Origin of the sequence: Paenibacillus sp. FSL H7-0357 (genome assembly GCF_000758525.1) — a bacterium.
Taxonomy (GTDB): domain Bacteria; phylum Bacillota; class Bacilli; order Paenibacillales; family Paenibacillaceae; genus Paenibacillus_AQ.
The window spans coordinates 1,753,276-1,770,668 of record NZ_CP009241.1 but is presented as its reverse complement, the minus strand read 5'-3'; the positions used below and the strand labels follow the sequence as shown (position 1 = coordinate 1,770,668).

The 17,393-nt window shown below is 45.6% G+C and carries 11 protein-coding genes; 1 reads left to right on the top strand and 10 read right to left on the bottom strand.

Annotated features, from left to right (window positions below; all coding sequences use genetic code 11):
- The first annotated feature begins 20 nt into the window (after positions 1-20).
- A complete protein-coding gene (locus H70357_RS07855; RefSeq protein WP_038587619.1) occupies positions 21-851 on the top strand; it encodes a helix-turn-helix domain-containing protein in 831 nt (276 codons plus the stop codon).
- Positions 852-1,002: 151 nt separating this feature from the next.
- Here H70357_RS07855 and H70357_RS07850 read toward each other — a convergent pair whose 3' ends face one another.
- From H70357_RS07850 to H70357_RS07810, 10 genes are all read right to left on the bottom strand, one after another.
- The gene (locus tag H70357_RS07850) at positions 1,003-2,346 is read right to left on the bottom strand and encodes a GH1 family beta-glucosidase (protein ID WP_038587617.1); all 1,344 of its coding nucleotides are present in this window, start codon (positions 2,344-2,346) and stop codon (positions 1,003-1,005) included.
- A gap of 5 nt (positions 2,347-2,351) precedes the next feature.
- The gene (locus H70357_RS07845) at positions 2,352-3,929 is read right to left on the bottom strand and encodes a glycoside hydrolase family 43 protein (protein ID WP_038587615.1); all 1,578 of its coding nucleotides are present in this window, start codon (positions 3,927-3,929) and stop codon (positions 2,352-2,354) included.
- A 165-nt stretch (positions 3,930-4,094) separates the two neighbouring features.
- Positions 4,095-4,244: a hypothetical protein gene (locus H70357_RS35760; RefSeq protein ID WP_156130833.1), complete on the bottom strand. Its 150-nt coding sequence runs from the start codon at positions 4,242-4,244 to the stop codon at positions 4,095-4,097.
- A 267-nt stretch (positions 4,245-4,511) separates the two neighbouring features.
- Positions 4,512-6,977: a glycoside hydrolase family 2 TIM barrel-domain containing protein gene (locus H70357_RS07840; protein ID WP_038587612.1), complete on the bottom strand. Its 2,466-nt coding sequence runs from the start codon at positions 6,975-6,977 to the stop codon at positions 4,512-4,514.
- A gap of 57 nt (positions 6,978-7,034) precedes the next feature.
- A complete protein-coding gene (locus tag H70357_RS07835) occupies positions 7,035-9,704 on the bottom strand; it encodes a glycosylhydrolase-like jelly roll fold domain-containing protein (protein WP_038587609.1) in 2,670 nt (889 codons plus the stop codon).
- A 304-nt stretch (positions 9,705-10,008) separates the two neighbouring features.
- Positions 10,009-10,878: a carbohydrate ABC transporter permease gene (locus H70357_RS07830; RefSeq protein WP_038587606.1), complete on the bottom strand. Its 870-nt coding sequence runs from the start codon at positions 10,876-10,878 to the stop codon at positions 10,009-10,011.
- Between the two features lie 2 nt (positions 10,879-10,880).
- The gene (locus H70357_RS07825; RefSeq protein ID WP_038587603.1) at positions 10,881-11,786 is read right to left on the bottom strand and encodes an ABC transporter permease; all 906 of its coding nucleotides are present in this window, start codon (positions 11,784-11,786) and stop codon (positions 10,881-10,883) included.
- A 208-nt stretch (positions 11,787-11,994) separates the two neighbouring features.
- Positions 11,995-13,581, bottom strand: a complete 1,587-nt coding sequence (locus H70357_RS07820) for a type 2 periplasmic-binding domain-containing protein (RefSeq protein WP_038587598.1) — start codon at positions 13,579-13,581, stop codon at positions 11,995-11,997.
- 147 nt (positions 13,582-13,728) lie between these two features.
- A complete protein-coding gene (locus tag H70357_RS07815) occupies positions 13,729-15,312 on the bottom strand; it encodes a response regulator (RefSeq protein ID WP_038587595.1) in 1,584 nt (527 codons plus the stop codon).
- Between the two features lie 40 nt (positions 15,313-15,352).
- Complete coding sequence (locus H70357_RS07810; protein WP_331281753.1) at positions 15,353-16,993, bottom strand: sensor histidine kinase; 1,641 nt, start codon at positions 16,991-16,993, stop codon at positions 15,353-15,355.
- Between the last annotated feature and the right edge of the window lie 400 nt (positions 16,994-17,393).

The window sequence follows — 17,393 nt, the reverse complement described above, 5'->3', positions numbered from 1 at the left end:
AAGGAGCGTGAGGTATAATTATGAGGGAAAAACTAGCAAGAAATATAAGTACATACCGCAAAGAGAAGGGATTTACCCAAGAAGAACTTGCACAAGTACTTGGGATTTCTTTTCAAGCAGTATCCAAATGGGAGAACGCTCTGACAATGCCTGATATTTCGCTGCTGCCTCAGTTATCAAGAACCTTGGAAGTAAGCATCGATAAGCTTCTTGGGTATGTGCCGCAGAACCGGCCAATTACTATTTATGAGGAAGCATATAAAACTCAGGAATATTACTGGGGGACGGAACCGAATAAAGTTTGTTATCAAGTGCTGCAACTTATGCCTCCTACCAAACATTTGAGATTACTGGATATTGGCTGTGGCGAGGGAAAAGACGCCGTGTTCTTTGCCCGTAATGGATATGATGTTAGCGCATTTGATGTTTCGGACGCAGGTATTGAGAAAACGAAGAGACTTTCTGAAAAAACCGGTGTTCATGTTAATGTATTTAAGGCAGATATTTGTGACCACCGTTTGGATACACATTTTGACATAATCTATTCAAGCGGTGTTCTAAACTACATAAAGCCGGAATTCCGTAAAGAAATCTTTGATAATTATAAGCAGTTTACCAATGAGAACGGCTTACATGTCTTTAATGTATTTGTACATAAGCCATTTATTGCTCCGCCGCCTGAAAAAGAACCAAGTTCTTTTAAGTGGTACTCTGGAGAACTGCTCACACATTATCACGACTGGCTGATTAAGGATAGTCCGGAAATTGTTTTCGCCTGCAATTCATCAGGCGTTCCTCACAAACATGCCATGACTAAATTGATTGCACAAAAGATACATATGTTAGGCTAAAAGCACTGGATTATATTAAAGTGAACAACACTCCTCATTTATGATGCCGCGAATTGAACATTTGACTCAAAAAGTTACAAATAATCTATTCTGACAAAAAAAACACGCAGTTTGGCTGCGTGTTTTTGAATTCCTGCAATATGTCCTAATTTCACACCTCCAGCCACCCGTTGGCTATCACTTTTTTATACCAGAAAAAGCTGTCTTTTGGGGTTCGTATTAACGAATTAAAATCTACATGAATTAATCCGAAACGCCTGCTGTAGCCATCAGCCCATTCAAAATTATCCAGTAAGGACCAAGCCATATACCCTTTCACAGGGACACCGGCTTTCATTGCCCTGTTTAACTGAGTTAAATGCTTGCTCAGATATGCAATACGCTTGGTATCCTCAACTTTTCCCTGGATTGGCTCACCATCATAACAGGCCCCGTTTTCCGTGATATAGATTGAAATCGGACCATAGCGCTCCGTAATGTGGAGGAGTACCTTGTAAAGACCTTCAGGGTAAATCGGCCAGTTAAAATCGGTTCTTTCATAACCTTCATCTATATCCTCAAGCTCAAACAAGCCGTTATCCTTCTGATAACGTCCCAGTGAGCCCATATAATAGTTGATTCCAAGAAAGTCGATAGGTTGCTTAATATCTTCCATATCCCCAGGCTGAATTTTCACCTTCGCTCCCCCGGCCTCAAAGGCTGCGGCCATGAACTCAGGATACTCGCCCTTGAAAAGGGGGTCCATAAACCATTCCACCATCCAGCCTATTCTCCGGCGGCATGCATCCATATCCTCCTGCGTAGAACTAAATGGTTCACGCCAGCTAACATTCGGAGCATAGCCGATTTGCCCGGGAATCTCCAGCTTCCGGAACAGCTTCACGGTTCTGCCATGTGCGATCATCAGATGATGGGCAACATCAAGCGCACTCTGCAGATTTTTTTCTCCGGGCGCCAGGTCTCCAATGTAGTAGGCTTTGAAAGACACACACCAAGGCTCATTGAAGGTAGTCCAATATTTGATTTTCCCCTGGAATTGCTTGAACATCTCTCTGGCATACCAGACATAAGCATCAATGGTGTCACGGTTTTTCCATCCTCCTGTATCCTGAAGAGCTTGAGGAAGATCCCAATGATATAAGGTGCAGAAAGGTTCAATTCCGTTTTCAAGCAGCTTGTCCACCAGACGGTGATAGTAATCCAGCCCTTCCTTGTTAAGCTCTCCCGTGCCATCGGGGAAAACTCTGGACCAAGATATGGAGAACCGGTAGGTGCGCAGCCCGAGCTCCTTCATATAAGCAATATCTTCTTCATAACGGTGATAGCTGTCACAAGCGACATCCCCGTTGTCACCATTACGGATATTCCCTGGAGTATGTGCGTAAGTATCCCAAATCGACAGACCTCGTCCGCCCTCATTCCAGGCTCCCTCCACCTGATAAGCTGCTGTTGCTGCTCCCCAATAAAAATCTTCAGGAAACTGTATTATAGACAATCTGATCACTCTCTTTCCTTATAGATAAAATAATCAAAATCGGCATGCTGCCGGGTGCCTCCCAAATCCTGCACACACACTCCTACGAATGTGCCGGTAAAACGCAACGGCTCCGTAGCTTCATCCGAAAGATGCAGAATATTGATCTCTCCGCCAATAGAACACCAGTTGCCAGCTTCAATTGCATAGTAGAACTGCAGACTATCCCGATTCACAACAGCCTTTAAACGGACCAGACTGGAATCCGGCAACTGCAGATCAGCCGCGAGCAGTTCATCGTACACTCCATGCTTCGATTGAATAATCCCGATCACTCTGCCGTGCTGCTCAAGATGGGTAATCCTTAAGTACACATAATCCTCAGTGTTGTAATACAGGATCAAGCCGGCCATTTGCTGAAAGCTCTGCGGCTCAAATTCGATTGCCGTCTCTGCTTCCATACAAAATGCTTGCTGCCGGCGGGCAACCAGACTCTGCCTATGGCAGGAGCTTAAAGATTCCATTCCCTTTAACCGCAGGAAGCCTTGCCGCTCACTGAGCGAGAGCCAGTCCGGCTCCGGCGGAATCCGCAGGGTGTTCCACTGCTGACCCAACAGGGGGGCGTCGAAATCATCCCGCTCCGGTTCCGGCATAAACGGGTGAAGCGGCAAGTCTGGAGCCTGCACTGCAGCAGTAGGAGCGTTACCTCCCCCTTCCAGACGAAGCCAGCCTTCCCCGTCCCAGTAACATTTCTGCAGCGCTGTTTCCCTGCCCAACGTACAATGATGACCGTCCACCGGCCTTGCACATAAATGGGCCATGTACCATTCCCCATTTTGGGTTTCAACTAAAGAAGCGTGCCCTGCTTTTTGCAGTGTCAAACCGGATTTATTATTGCTGGTCAGCACCGGATTAAGCGGATCAATTTCGTACGGCCCAAGCAGAGAAGTGGATCGCGCGACAGTAACAGCATGCTGATACCGGGTTCCGCCTTCCGCAGTAATCAGATAGTAGTAATCGCCCTGTTTATACAGATGCGGCCCCTCCGTAAATCCTATTTCAGTTCCTTCAAAGATTGTTGTGGCCGGACCAACCATTCTTTGCTCCTCCTGCGAATATTCCTGAATGACAATGCCTCCGAACTTGTTCTTCCCCTTCCGGAAATCCCATAACATGTTGAGCAGCCATTTCCGGCCGTCATCATCATGAAATAAAGAGGGATCGAACCCGCTGCTGTTCAGATATACGGGTTCCGACCATGGACCTTCTATATCTGCTGCTGTCACCAGGTAGTTGTGCGTGTCCTTAAAGGCACCTTTATGGGATTTAACATCTGTATAAATTAAATAGAAAAGGCCGTTATCATAAGTCAGACAGGGTGCCCAGACACCATCGGAATCTCCGTTCCCCTGCATGCTCAGTTGCGATTTCCGGCTCAATGGCCGATTTAGCAATCTCCAGTGAATCAGGTCCTTGGAATGATGAATCTGTACTCCCGGGAACCACTCAAAAGTGGAGGTGGCAATATAGTAATTGTCTTCTACACGTACAATAGACGGATCAGGATTGAATCCGCGCAGTACAGGATTGATAATGCTGTGCATAGGCTTCCTCCTGTCATCCGGTTCGCTCAAACTGGTTGTTGCACAACTCCTTCGGTAATCCCCGTTTCATTGAAGGCATCTACTCTGACATATACCGGCTGGCCTTGGATCAAGGCCTTGATCGTCAACTGCTGGCTGCCGAATACCTTCTAACTATGGTACAGTTTATCCGGCATAAATCCCCACAGCACACCGGAAGTGAGCCTGTTCCGGTTCCGAAAACGTGGAGACCGGAAATACAAGCAGCTGGTTATAAGGAAGCAACGCACCATACAGCGGATATATCTGGCCTTCACGCTGCCTTTTATTACGCATTCATTTGTTCTTCTGTAATCCCGGGAATCATGCTTGCATAGCTATGAACCTGTTCTTACACCAGCAAATGCTCCAGGGGATGAAAGGACCAGTCCGTCAAATTGTCGCTTACTAGTATCGCGCTGTCATCGAAGGAAAGAGATAGTATTTTCCGTGGGTCCGCCTCTTCTTCTCTGTGGGCGATAATTCTGCCGCTTTCACCGGTAAGCTAATATTTCTACTCCATGTTAACTGGATTGCATACGTATATGTTTACAAATTTCTTTTCTAATTTATTATTAAGCCGCCTGGTTCGTCTGTGGCTTTGATCTGTATAACCTTTTGGCCACATCCGTCAGCGGTGACCGTCACAGTGATCGTGCCGGCATTCTGGGGCCTTACAACCGCTAAAGCTTTCCCGTCGAAAGTCGTACGTTCGGTATCAAAGAAGTTTTCCGAAGACTTCGGGTCAGCACTGCCAAGTCCTTGCAGTACTCCTGAGCCCTCCACTTGGACAGAAACTTTACGGTCGGCGGTGTTGTATAGATTCCCTTGTCCGTCCACCAAACTGATCATCACAAATGACAGATCTCTGTCGGACGCGGTAATATCCGTCCGGTCCGCTTCTACTTTCAGTTGGACTTCGCTGGTTGCCGAATGAAGCTTCATTCGTCCAATCGCTTGACCATCCGTAGAGGCTATGGCTACGATTTCCCCTGGCTCGTAGACTACATCGAATTCTGCTGTATATCGTTGCTCCTTGCCTGCAGCCGCCTTACCTGCCGATTTACCATTCACCAATAGTTCTACTTCATCCGCATCGGCATACACTTCCACTCGGACCAATTTTCCTTCGTACCCATTCCAGGACCAACTAGATACGGAATCGCTCCAGCTCCAGGTGGTGGGAATGGGCTGTTTGCCGTAATACTCGGGACGCTGAACTGCGATGTAAGGGTCCTTGCGAAGGCCAAACACAATTTCGCGGTAGTAAGATACCGGGCGCCGGTTGCCGATAATATCAATATCGCCGCACCAGGCCGTAAGCCAGGGATATGCCCCCATAAAGCTCTTTTCGTTAGGATCATACTTGACTCTTCCGACTCCTACTTCACCGAGATAGTCCCAGCCTGTCCAAGTAAAATCTCCGAGAACGTGGCTGTTCTCCTTTACCAGATTCCAATTTTTGTCAATCATTGTTGGAAAAGTCTCGCTTCCAACAATCACCCGGTTCGGAAACAGCTCCCTATCCATCAGATAACGTTCTTCCGCATAGTTGTAACCGGCGATGTCCACGTAACCAAACGATTCTGCCGTCCGGTGCGTGGCGAGTTCAGATGCTGTAATCGCTGCCATGGACTGGCCCATGTTGTTCATTATTGTATTAATGCCTTCCCCTTTAGCTGTAGCGTTCGCGATCGTGATCTTCATTTGTTCAGCTATGACGGCTATAATAAAGTTGATCGAATTCGTCACAAAACGAGTGCTGTCAACCGACCGTATCTTCTCCGCCAACTTGCGTCCCCAAACCGAATCAAGAGGCCTCCCCGCTTCCGGAATCTCATTTCCGATACTATACATAATGACACAAGGATGGTTGTAATCCTTGTCTACCATCGCTTGGATATCTTTCTCCCACCAGACTGGAAAATGAAGTCCGTAATCGTGATCGGCTTTCGTGGAGGTCCACATATCAAAGCTTTCGTCCATTACGAGCATACCTAGGCGGTCGCACGCGTCCAGAATTGCCTTGCTCATCGGATGGTGCGCGCCGCGCAATGCATTAAAACCCGCCTGCTTCAGTATCTCGACACGGCGCACTTCAGCGCGATCGATCGTGGCTGCTCCGAGCACGCCATTGTCGTGATGAATACAAGCACCTCGCAGCTTCACTATTTCGCCGTTGATGCAGAGTCCTTTATCCGGATCCAGCGCAAGCGAACGGATCCCGAAGGAATTCGTGTCTTCGTCCAGTTGTTCATTCTCTGTCATCAAGCGAGTTCGACATGTATATAAATAGGGCTGATTTACGCTCCAAAGCTTGGGCTGCCGAACGTATATACGCTGACGCAATGTAGCCTCCTCCCCTGCAAACGTGGTCAATGTTGCGGAATCACTGCCCACGACTCTACCGTCGGCGTCGACAATTTCTGTAAGAACATTGACCACATTGGTGTGAAGTCCTTCGTTCTCAATGACGGTTGCGACATTGACGACTGCGCGCTCGGCAAGGATATCAGGGGTGGAAATTTTGACGCCGTCAAGAGTGATATGCACCAAATTGCCTATGACAAGTTTGGTATTGCGATAAATACCAGCACCAGAGTACCAACGGGAATCTTTGTAATTCATCGAAATCACTTTAATTTCATTCTCTTCCCCATATTTGAGGAAGCGGTCTGCTTTGATATAGAAATTCGTGTAGCCATTAGGGTGTTGTCCGGCAAAAGATCCATTCAAATACACCATGGCATTCATATATACTCCTTCAAACTCAATGGTTACTCTTTTATCTTTATACTCTGCGGGCACAAAAAACGTCTTTTTATACTCATATTCCCCTTCCGGATAAAAAGCAATATTGCTGTTTTGACCTCTGTTGTCCCCTTCTACAGGTTTGATGCGTTTCCTTTCGATCATCGCATCATGAGGCAAAGTAACGCTCCTGGGCAGAATCTTTGCCGCCGCTTTTTCCGAAAAAAAACCGGTTTTCGGGCCTATCGTCCAATTTTCGTTAAAGGAAGTACGAATCATATTAAAACTATCTCCTCTCATCCAAACTTGTATTTTCTCGAATAAGTTCGATTGCCTTCACTCTTCGGAAATCATGGTACTTAACACCTGAACGGGTCCAATGAGCCCGCTGGGTTCCTGCTGCGCAAAAGACGACAAGAAGTCGCGCTGATCTTTCACCAATGTATTCGTAACTTCAATGACCAGCTTGTTTTTACCCTTCTTTAGCAGACCGTTGATCTCCAAACAGTAAGGCGGACAGATGCGCACCCCCGTATGTCCGTTGTTTAACCATACTTCTGCCGTCTCATATACCTCGCCCAATTCCAGCAATACTCCGTTTGAGGATTCGTTCCACTCAAATTCTGTTTCATAACGGAAGGTTCCAGAAAATCCTGGTAAATTATCCGGTCCGCTCATATTCTTCAAAGTGGTTGTTTTTCCCCACTCCCTGAACTGCGGATAATGATCGGCATCAGCAATGGAAACCGTCCATTCTCCTTTTAATTCCAAGCTCAAAGCCGCTGCCATCTGGGGCGGACAGGCAGGATAATCTTTAAGGGAAGGCCCATGCAGCAGGATAATGGATTCATAAGGATGTAGAACAAGCTCGACCGTTCCGGCCCCAGACTGCCCAATTGCCTCCAGCCTTTTTATCTTATTAAGAAAAGCATTATAGGCATAAACATCTCCTTGAACCGGTAGAACAATCTTCGTAGATATCATCTGATTCGGGCTCTCGTTAAAAAACATAAAAACATCTAAATCATCATGAGTATAGTGATAATTCCGGAGATAGGGCTCGTATTGCTGGGCTTTGACATCATAATATCCGTCTGCGGTAAGATTTTGCGCAAGTTCTCTTAATTCGCAAGTCTTCACATTCGGATGAACTGAAAGCAGTGACAGTTCACCGGATACATCGATACCTTCACTTGAGCGTTCCGGCAGTCCGTCAACAAAACGAATAGATAAGCCCTGCTCAGCGAATTGGACCAAACGTTGTATCATCGCCGCCGGGAGTGCTTCCGCATAAGGTACAATCAGGCAGCTATAATCCTCACGATTAACATGCAGCTTGTTATCTTGGACATATGCCGCCTCCAGAAGAGTATCAACAGGAACAACTTCACAATCGATTTGATGCTGCATCAATACCTTAACCGGCTTATGAAAGTACATTGCGCTCCCTGACCATTCAGCTTCAGCGTGATAAACGACGGCTGCAGATGCCACATGTGTACCACCTGAGATGAGGTGACTGATCCGGTTAGTGTACTGGTTCAGATAGCCATAGTAACGGTACTGCGGATTTTTTCCGCCTGCATACATATGCGGCGGACAATCCGGCTCCGGAAAAGCTTTTTGGGTAAACGCATGCGGGACAAAATGGTTGACGCCGCGAACGAGCATATGGTCTGTGAGCCACTTCATCAGCTTTAACCCTTCCGCCCAGCCATACGCCCCATACACTTCACACATCGTCCGGCCTTGTTTCTTCGGATCAATATGCCCGAGTGACACACCAAGCTTAGCGAGTCCATAGTGGTAGAATTCACTATCCGTCTCTCCTCCCGTTGGCTGGCGGAAAGATAATTGATCAAAGCCGGGAACAATTTGCCACAGCACCACGTCAAGGCCGGACATATCTTGTCCCCAGAGTGAGCGGAAGAAGTGTCCGGTGCCGGGACCAAGCCTTGCATGCACATTGTTATCTTCAAGAACATGTCCGATGTATTCTACTCCGCGTGCTCTGCACCACTCTCCGATTTGATTGCAGAAATTCTCTGCATAAAGCTTACTGACGATATTCATATATGTGTACCGGACTATCTGCGATTGTTCCCCCATATCATGCCATAGAAGATGCAACTGTGTAGGATAGCCCTCACCCAACGCCTGCTCAAGTAAGGCTGGCATTTCACTGCTCCAGGGAAGCGGCACTCCTTGTTTTCCAGGCCTCGAATTGAAATCGAAGGTCGTCTTATCATTATAAAATCCGGGTTCGTCTGAAAAGAATCCGGCAAATGTCTTGCCGAAATCTGCTTTATAGCGTTCATAAACAGGTTCATAGACCGTATCAAGCAGAATGCGGACTGAATCCCGGACAAGCGGATTCAGATAATCTTCCTGCTCCTTGCTGCCGCCATCCTTATTTTCTGAGATAATAAATACCCGCCAATATCCTTCAGGGATGTCCCAATAAAGGGTACCTTCATGTACAAACTCAGTGATATCGACACATTCATTGAGTAATGCTCCATTGGCTGGGTCACGGCGGACAGCAACCACTGAGATCAGCTTATTTAAGCCGCTGGCGTTGTGGCGCAAGGAGAACGTCGGCCGGAGTCCGGTCATCAGCAAGGTGTCGAGCAGCAGTGAAGTCCCCTTAGCAGGACCCATGGTATCGATATAGCGTTCATCCAAAAATTTACGCTGAAGCTCCTCCGGAGCCTCCTTCACCTTGCCTGCCGCATGTCCCGTAGGAAAATGATCGTCATCCAGCAGCCATACCTTCATGCCCCGCTTTCGCGCCTCATCCATAATAATATCCATATCCAGCCACCACTTTGGTCCAAGAAAATCAGGATGAGGCCGTGCCTCAACGCACAACGCCCCGATTCCGGATTCATGGACACGGGTGATCTCTTCCCGAATTACAGTTTCTTCCTCCCCGTGCTGCCAGAGAAAAGGAAGAATATAATTGTGCTGCTTACCTTGCAGCACTTCCGTTAAACGACTGCTCATGTTTACCTCCTGCATTATCTGATCTTTATCCCGTAAGTCCCTTGCTGAACGATCCGGAGTACAATATCCGCCCGGCATGTAATCGGACCAATCGGGCATTCAGCAAATTGAAGTTTTTTACTTCACTTTGGCGTACCATTCTCCGGCATCTCCGCTGGCGGCATGGTTCTGATTCTAGTTTTGATTTTAGTTAATAGTTGTGGAACCCTCGGAATTATTATTACCACTTCAACTGCATACTGCATAATGGCAAGGGCGCTTGCCGCCAACGTCTTTGTTGCGTTGATACGCTTGTGTTAATAAATCATCCTTTGACCGAACCAATCATGGCTCCTTTGACGAAGTACTTCTGCAGGAAAGGATAAACTATAATGATTGGAACAATGGCAAAGATAACGGTCGCTGCTCTTAAGGTACGCTCATTGTAGTTAAGATGCACCGTGGATGCGGCTCCCGCCATAATGACGCTGTCATCAGTGATGAATTGGCGGATTTTGATTTGCAGCGGGAACCAGTTGGTATCCTGCAGGAAGAGCAGCGGATGCTGGAACTGATTCCATAGCACCACACCATAAAACAAAGCAAGGGTTGCCAGTACAGCCTTGGACAGCGGAAGCACAAATTGGAACAGCATCCGGAAATATCCGCAGCCCTCCAGAAAGGCCGCTTCCTCAAGTTCCTTAGAGAATTGCTTGAAGAAGGTTCGCATGATGATCAGATTGAACGGATTCAAAATATGCGGTATGACCAGGACCAGCGGATTGTCATACAGACCAATACCGCGCACAGTCAGGAAATACGGTACGATAGGCGCCTTGAAAATCATCGCAACTACAACAGCCATCATAATGACCGAACCCCACCGGAATTCCGGCTTCGACAGCGGATAGGCGAATAAGGCTGTCATCAGAAGCGCCAATACTGTACCAATCAGAGTCGTGCTGAGTGTCAAAAAGAATGATTTCCATAAATCAGGACGGTCAACAATGTACTTCCAAGAGTCCAAAGTGAATTGCTTCGGCCACAGGGTGACCAGGTTCATATCTACAGCACTTTTGGAGCTTAAGGAAGTAGAGATCACGGACACAAGCGGTATTAACGCTATGACTGAGAATAGGATGAGCAAGCCAGTAATGACTCCTACGAATACTTTTTCTCCTCTTGATGCAAGCATAGTTACCAGAGCCCCCCATCCGAAACCTTATTGGACAACTTGTTAAACGTGTAGACCATGATAAATCCAATTACCGATTGGAACAGCCCTACTGCTGTTGCGAAACTATACTGCCCTTGCTGAATACCCGTCCGGAACACATAAGTATCCAAGATATCCCCTACGTTATAGGTCATTGGAGTCAGCAGGTTATATACCTGATCGAATCCGAGATCCAGGAAATTCCCGATATCGAGCAGGAACAGCACAAGCACGGTAGGCAGCAGAATCGGGAATGTAATATGTCTGATTTGTCTGAATCTGGAAGCACCGTCGATCATCGCTGATTCATAAAGCTGAGGATCGATTGCACTGATTGCAGCCATGTAAACCACGGTTCCCCATCCCGCGTCCTTCCATATGGAGGCCAGTACATAAATAGGTCTGAAGTATGCGCTTTCCTGCATCGCCAGAACAGGCTCAGCACCAAACCATCCAAGGACAATGTTGAACATCCCGCTTAATGAAAAGAAATCGAAGAGAATACCTCCCACGATTACCCACGATAAAAAGTGTGGAATGTATAGTGCAGTCTGGACTCCTTTCTTCAGTGCCGATTTCCGGATTTCATTGATCATTAACGCCAGCAGAACTGGAACCGGAAAAACAATCGCAAGCTTAAATAGTCCCAGCAGTAAAGTGTTGCCAAATACATTAAGAAAGTCAGGATGCTGCAGCAAGGTTTCAAAATGCTTAAACCCTACCCAAGGACTATCAATAAATCCCTTAAATACGGAATAGTCCTTGAAGGCGATTACAGCGCCGGCCAGCGGAATGAATTTAAATACGATGAGAAATATCATCCCCGGAATCGCCATCAGATAAAGCGGCCAGTATACCTTCATCTGATAAGAAGCAATAGATTTCAATGTTTCCCCTCCAATATCTCGTTGTTGAATTCGCTTACAATGTAACTATACAGCCAGGTGAAAACCCGCTCAATCGGGCATTTTTAAGTTCCTACCAGGTCATTTAAAGGAATATCTAATACGTTTGGTATCAGCTTGAATCTACAAGTTCTACACAAAAAGGCCGACCGACTGTAACGTGTCGAGCGGCCTTTTAGCGTTAACCCGTTTATTTTTTAACTTTTTCGTACCATTTTCTGGCCCGCTTAGTAACCTCTTCGCCGCCGGACTTATTCCATTTCTCCACAAATTCATCAAACTTGCTAAGCGGGTATTGTCCGATGATAATTTTTGCAGCATATTCCGCATAGAGCGTACGATTGTTTATATCCGGGTAGCCGTCATATATACTGGCTGGCATCCCGTCACCAGCTATGTCTTTGGCGTACTTCTGAGCCTCTTGCATATTACGGACAACATGATCAATCGCCCATTTATTGTCTTTCGATGCAGTACTATTAAAAAGGTCTAATGTCATGCCTAGGGTTGATACACCTGTAGATGGATTAAGGACTAGATTTTCTTGAGTGCTCTTGTCATCTGGAAGTTTTATAGCTATGCCATCTTTCATTTCATAGTGCATGCCTTCCACACCAAGGTATAAATCTTTCCAATTTTTCTTATCATACACGTTATTGAGCAGTTTCAGCGTGGCCATCAGCTTCTTCTCATCCTTATTGTTCTTGACGACCCAACCAGGACTTGCAAATTTCTTCATCGTGTAGAAACCTTTATAACCTTCAACTTCCGGTACAGGGAGTACAGTAAAATCAGCTTTTACGCCTGTATTCTTATAGAGATTTTCAAAAATCAAATTCCCATGCTCTACCCAGTGGAAATAGTTTCCTACTTTATCTGACTGGATTTTTCCGTCCCACTTATCCTTGCTGTTCAAAAGTGACTCCTTGTCGATTAAGCCTTCTTTGTACAACTTAGAGATGAACTCCAAAGCCGCCTTCATATTCGGAGTCACTGCAGAATAAGTCAACTCGCCATCATATATGTCCCATTCTGGGTAGCCTTCGAACATCGCCACACCGTACATGGCGAATAAATGGTCCATCCAACGGGCTTGCTCCCGACCGCCGGTTGGAATCTCATCCTTTTGGCCATTGCCGTTAGTATCATTGTCCCGGAATGCCTCTAACACCGTTACATATTCGTCTTGGGTCTTTGGCATCTGCAGGCCCAGCTTGTCCAGCCAATCCTGACGGATCATGCCTGCGTATCTTCCGTATTCCACGATATTGGGGATATAATAGATTTTACCCTGACCGGTAGGGTCGTTCGCCTTGACCACATTCCACATATCTTCTGGAATGGCCTCCAATACATTGGGTGCATATTTAGGCAGTAGTTCCGTCAGGTCGGCAATTGCACCATTTTTTGCTAAGTTATCCTCCAGCCCCGCCTGGGGCACGAACAGATCCGGCATTTCATTAGCAGCGATCTTCAGATTCAGCTGATTCAGGTAATTGGTACCCCCGTTCCACTCCACATAAGGATGAAGGACGCCGACGCCAAGCTTTTCCTTATAGAACTCGTACAGCTTGCTTCCCTTCTCAATCGGTTTATACCCGATATTTGTACCCCAGACTTCAATATCAACAATCTCATCCCCACCAGTGGCCTGGTCCTGATTCTGGTTAGCGGCTACCGAATCACCAGTATTGTTATTGTTCCCGCTGCATCCGGTTATGGTTGTAATAGCCAGGGCACCTGCCGCTAACATCAACCCAATCTTTTTGAATCTCATACTTTTCCCCCTCAAATACGTTTAGTGAATCCGCTTACAATTAAATGATACAATCAGTCTTCTCCCTGCTCAAATGGGCATTTTTAAGTTTAAACATGTCATTTTTAATAAAATAAAAGCCATTCCTAAGGGAATAACTACGTACATTCACACGTTCGGCAGCTTTTTGCGGAAATCTCTAGGTTTACAACCCGTGAATTTTTCAAACATCCGAGCAAAATGCTGCGCATCTGAATATCCGACCATCTGGCAAATTTCGTACACTTTCAAATCTGTATTCTCCAGCAGTTCTTTTGCTTTATCGATTCTTATCTGTGTCAAAAAATTCAAATAGTTGTCCCCCGTCTTCCGTTTGAACAACTGGCTTAAATAATAGGGACTGATGAAGAAACGCGCAGCCAAATCGGCAAGACTGATTTGTTCATTGTAATGCTTGGAAACATATAACTTAATCTCTGAAATAATATCTTTTTTTTGCGCCAAATTATGCTCTACTTTGAAACGGATGATCCCCCTAATAACATGAATCATCCACTCCTCCAGATACTCAAGCGTCCTAAACCGTGAAATGCCTTCCAGAGATAAAATAGGTCCGCCAACCAGATCATTCTGCTGCAGTTGCTGAAAAGACAGCTTCCGGATACTTGACAGAAGAATGGTTAAACACCATTGCTGGAGATCTGCAGGGTTCATCCCCGGCTCAGCTGTCATTCCCCGGAAAATCTCGCGGATTATTGCCACACATTCCTCCTCATGCATGTTATCGAGTGCATCTTCCAGTCTGGTTATAGCTTCCTCGGGAACGGCGTGGCTACGGTCTGTTATTTTCATAATCTCCGTAAAGGAGATCACGGATTTTCCTCCCTTAATTACTTTGTAACTTAGTGCATTTCGTGCTTCTTCGAAAGACTGACATATTCCTGTTGTTCGCTTATACACTGTACCAATTCCCACGCTGATCGACAGATTCAGCTCCCGGTAGACTGCCTGTTTCATCTCTTGAATCACATGAAGCAATCTTCCATGCAAAATATTGCTGTTATGTGCAATCACTATGGCAATTTGCGGGCCGAAATACCGGAAGCGGTATACTTGGCAGTAATTTTTCAAAGCCTGGTCTATCAGATGGAACAGTGGCTGAAAACCAAGCTCCTTCAGCGCATCAGTGCTGCCATCAATTTCAATCAGGATCGAATTGAACCAGATGCCAGCTGTAGGAATTTGAGCACTGCGAAGCAGCTCATCCACCAGACTGGTCTGATCATTCCCGATATCAAGGATGTCCCGTAAGGTTTCTTCCTGAATCCGGCTATTCATTGCATGCTTTAATTCGTCTAACCCCTGTAACTTGATCCTGTCTGCACGAATCCGTTCAATGACCTGGTTCACACTGTCACGCAGTTCTTCTTCCTCTACCGGCTTGTTGATGTAGAACTGCACTCCCAGCTTCATCCCTCTTCTCGCATACTCAAAATCTGCATATCCGCTTAACAGAATGAATTTAGTCTGAACTTTTGTTTCTTCCAGCATTTTGATCATATCGAGACCATCTGCTTTGGGCATACGGATATCCGTTATTGCAATATCGGGAAGGAGCTTTTGAATCATTTCAAATCCGTCAAGCCCATTATAAGCTTCTCCGACAACCTTGCATTCTGGAAGATAGCGGCTAATGATCTTTTTGAGCCCTTCCACAATACCCTTTTCATCATCTATTATTACTACTTTCATCCTAAACCCCTCCTGCTTTCTTGAGCATGCTGCCGATATATCAAACTTTTGGGATCAATATTTCAATTTTCGTTCCTTCCACAGCTCCGGGTATAATGGTTAAATAATACCGGTCGCCGTAATGAAGCTTAATGCGTTCCGCAATATTTTGCAGTCCCAATCCTTTTCCAGCCTGCTCACCAATGCTTTCAAATTTGTATTTATGTGAATCCGCTCCGTCTAGAAGAGCACGCAGCTCAGATTGTTTGTCCGGGCTCATACCAACTCCGTTATCCATAATCCGAAATAACATTTCTCCCTGTTCCGTCCAACTGCCCTCAATCCTGATGTCCATAATACGGCCGTAGTCCTCAAATCCATGATTTATGCTGTTTTCAACGATTGGCTGAAAGACTAGAGGGATTATGCTGCACTCCAGCATTTCATCAGGTATCTCAATCTCAAGCTTAAACATATGATCAAAACGGATATTCTGGAGCTGCAGATAATTAGCTGTGTATTCCAGTTCATGCTTAACTGAATGCTGTTTACCTTCTTTGGCTAAGGCCAGCCGGAACATGCGCGCCAGAATTTTAATCATGTCTGCAGTCTCGTCATCATCCTTCACCAGTGCCTTCATACGAATGGACTCTAACGTATTGTAGAGCATATGAGGGTTGATTTGATTTTGGAGAGCAATGAATTTTGCCTGCCGCTGTTTGATTTCTCCGATATACACATCCTCTATTAAAGTGCGGATTGTTGTGATCATTTTGTTGTAACTGTGCACCAGGCTTCCGATTTCATCATTAGCCTGCTCTTTCTCTATAGCCAGATACTGGCCTACTTCAGCCTGCTTCATACTTCTCCGGAGCGCCTTTATAGGCTTTGTAATCGTATAGCTTAAACCAAATGAGAACAGCGTTATAACCAGACAGCTCATCAGAATGACAACGACAGTCATAACTTTAATTTGATTAATTTTTTGCAGAAGCCTTGAGCGGGGGATGTCAGTCCTAATTAACAACTCCCCTTGAGATGTCTTTCCCAATAACACAATATGATTTTTGATTTCGTTATTCTTGATATAGCTAGCGCCTGAGTCCAGAACTTGCTTCCAGGATAACTTTCCGCTGGCAGCATCAGAATGGTAAACTATTTGTTGCTTAAGATTAGTAATAACTACACTTATTCCATACTTGTCCCGGGCCAAAATAAACTCATGATCAAGCTGCAGCAATGTAAAGGGATCTAAATCAATAAGCAGCATTCCTGCATATGCACCATCTGAACTGAATAGCACTCTTCCCGCTGTTACAACCGCTCCCTCCCCTTTATCCTCATAGTAGGAACGGTCATGCAGTCCGGTAATGAAGAAGGTTTCATTGGAATCGCGAAGCCCTCTGTACCACTCCTGGGACAACAGCATGTTCTCATTCACTTTGTTTGTTGAACTGCTGTACTGATACACGCTGTTATCCCTGCTAACCAGCATCACCGTACTCATTTCCGATTTGAGCAATGAGACCCGCATCAGCAGCCGCTGCACAGCAAGTCTTTGATTAACTAATTCGTCAAAAGGCAAATTTTGTGTTTCGCCGAGACCGTATATGATGTCGTTATCTACGAGTACTGATTTCGTAACCTCCTCATATTCTTTAAGAAATTCGTTCAAGGTAGTCTTGATTTGGGAAGTATACAAGGAGGCAAATTCCTGAGAAGAGTCCTCTAACCCTTTCGCGGATTGCTGAAATATGAATGCGCTTACAGATAACAGAGGAATAACACATACCAATACATAACCGAGCATTAACTTGTTTTGTAATTTCATATTTTTTAATCTTGTAAATATTCTTCTTCTCCAGCGCTTTCGGGTTTGTTCCATACAGGGCCCTTCCTTCATTAATGTTCCATTAATAATACACATTGTAAGGCATCATAGCTACAGGATAAGATTGCTGCTGATATCCAATTAGTTATACAAGAAAATATACTATAAGGAATTAATAATGAAAGAGGGGTTTTTAATTTTTTTCAGGGACATTTACATGATTTTTCTGTTTTTATAATTAGAGCATGCCTAAAAGCCGAGCCCAATAAAG

Bases quoted from the DNA above. Each gene is read 5' to 3' on its own strand.
- H70357_RS35760 (WP_156130833.1), bottom strand. From the start codon at position 4,244: ATGCGTAATAAAAGGCAGCGTGAAGGCCAGATATATCCGCTGTATGGT.
- H70357_RS07835 (WP_038587609.1), bottom strand. From the start codon at position 9,704: ATGAGCAGTCGTTTAACGGAAGTGCTGCAAGGTAAGCAGCACAATTAT.
- H70357_RS07830 (WP_038587606.1), bottom strand. From the start codon at position 10,878: ATGCTTGCATCAAGAGGAGAAAAAGTATTCGTAGGAGTCATTACTGGC.
- H70357_RS07820 (WP_038587598.1), bottom strand. From the start codon at position 13,581: ATGAGATTCAAAAAGATTGGGTTGATGTTAGCGGCAGGTGCCCTGGCT.
- H70357_RS07845 (WP_038587615.1), bottom strand. From the start codon at position 3,929: ATGCACAGCATTATCAATCCTGTACTGCGCGGATTCAATCCTGATCCG.
- H70357_RS07815 (WP_038587595.1), bottom strand. From the start codon at position 15,312: ATGAAAGTAGTAATAATAGATGATGAAAAGGGTATTGTGGAAGGGCTC.
- H70357_RS07855 (WP_038587619.1), top strand. From the start codon at position 21: ATGAGGGAAAAACTAGCAAGAAATATAAGTACATACCGCAAAGAGAAG.
- H70357_RS07840 (WP_038587612.1), bottom strand. From the start codon at position 6,977: ATGATTCGTACTTCCTTTAACGAAAATTGGACGATAGGCCCGAAAACC.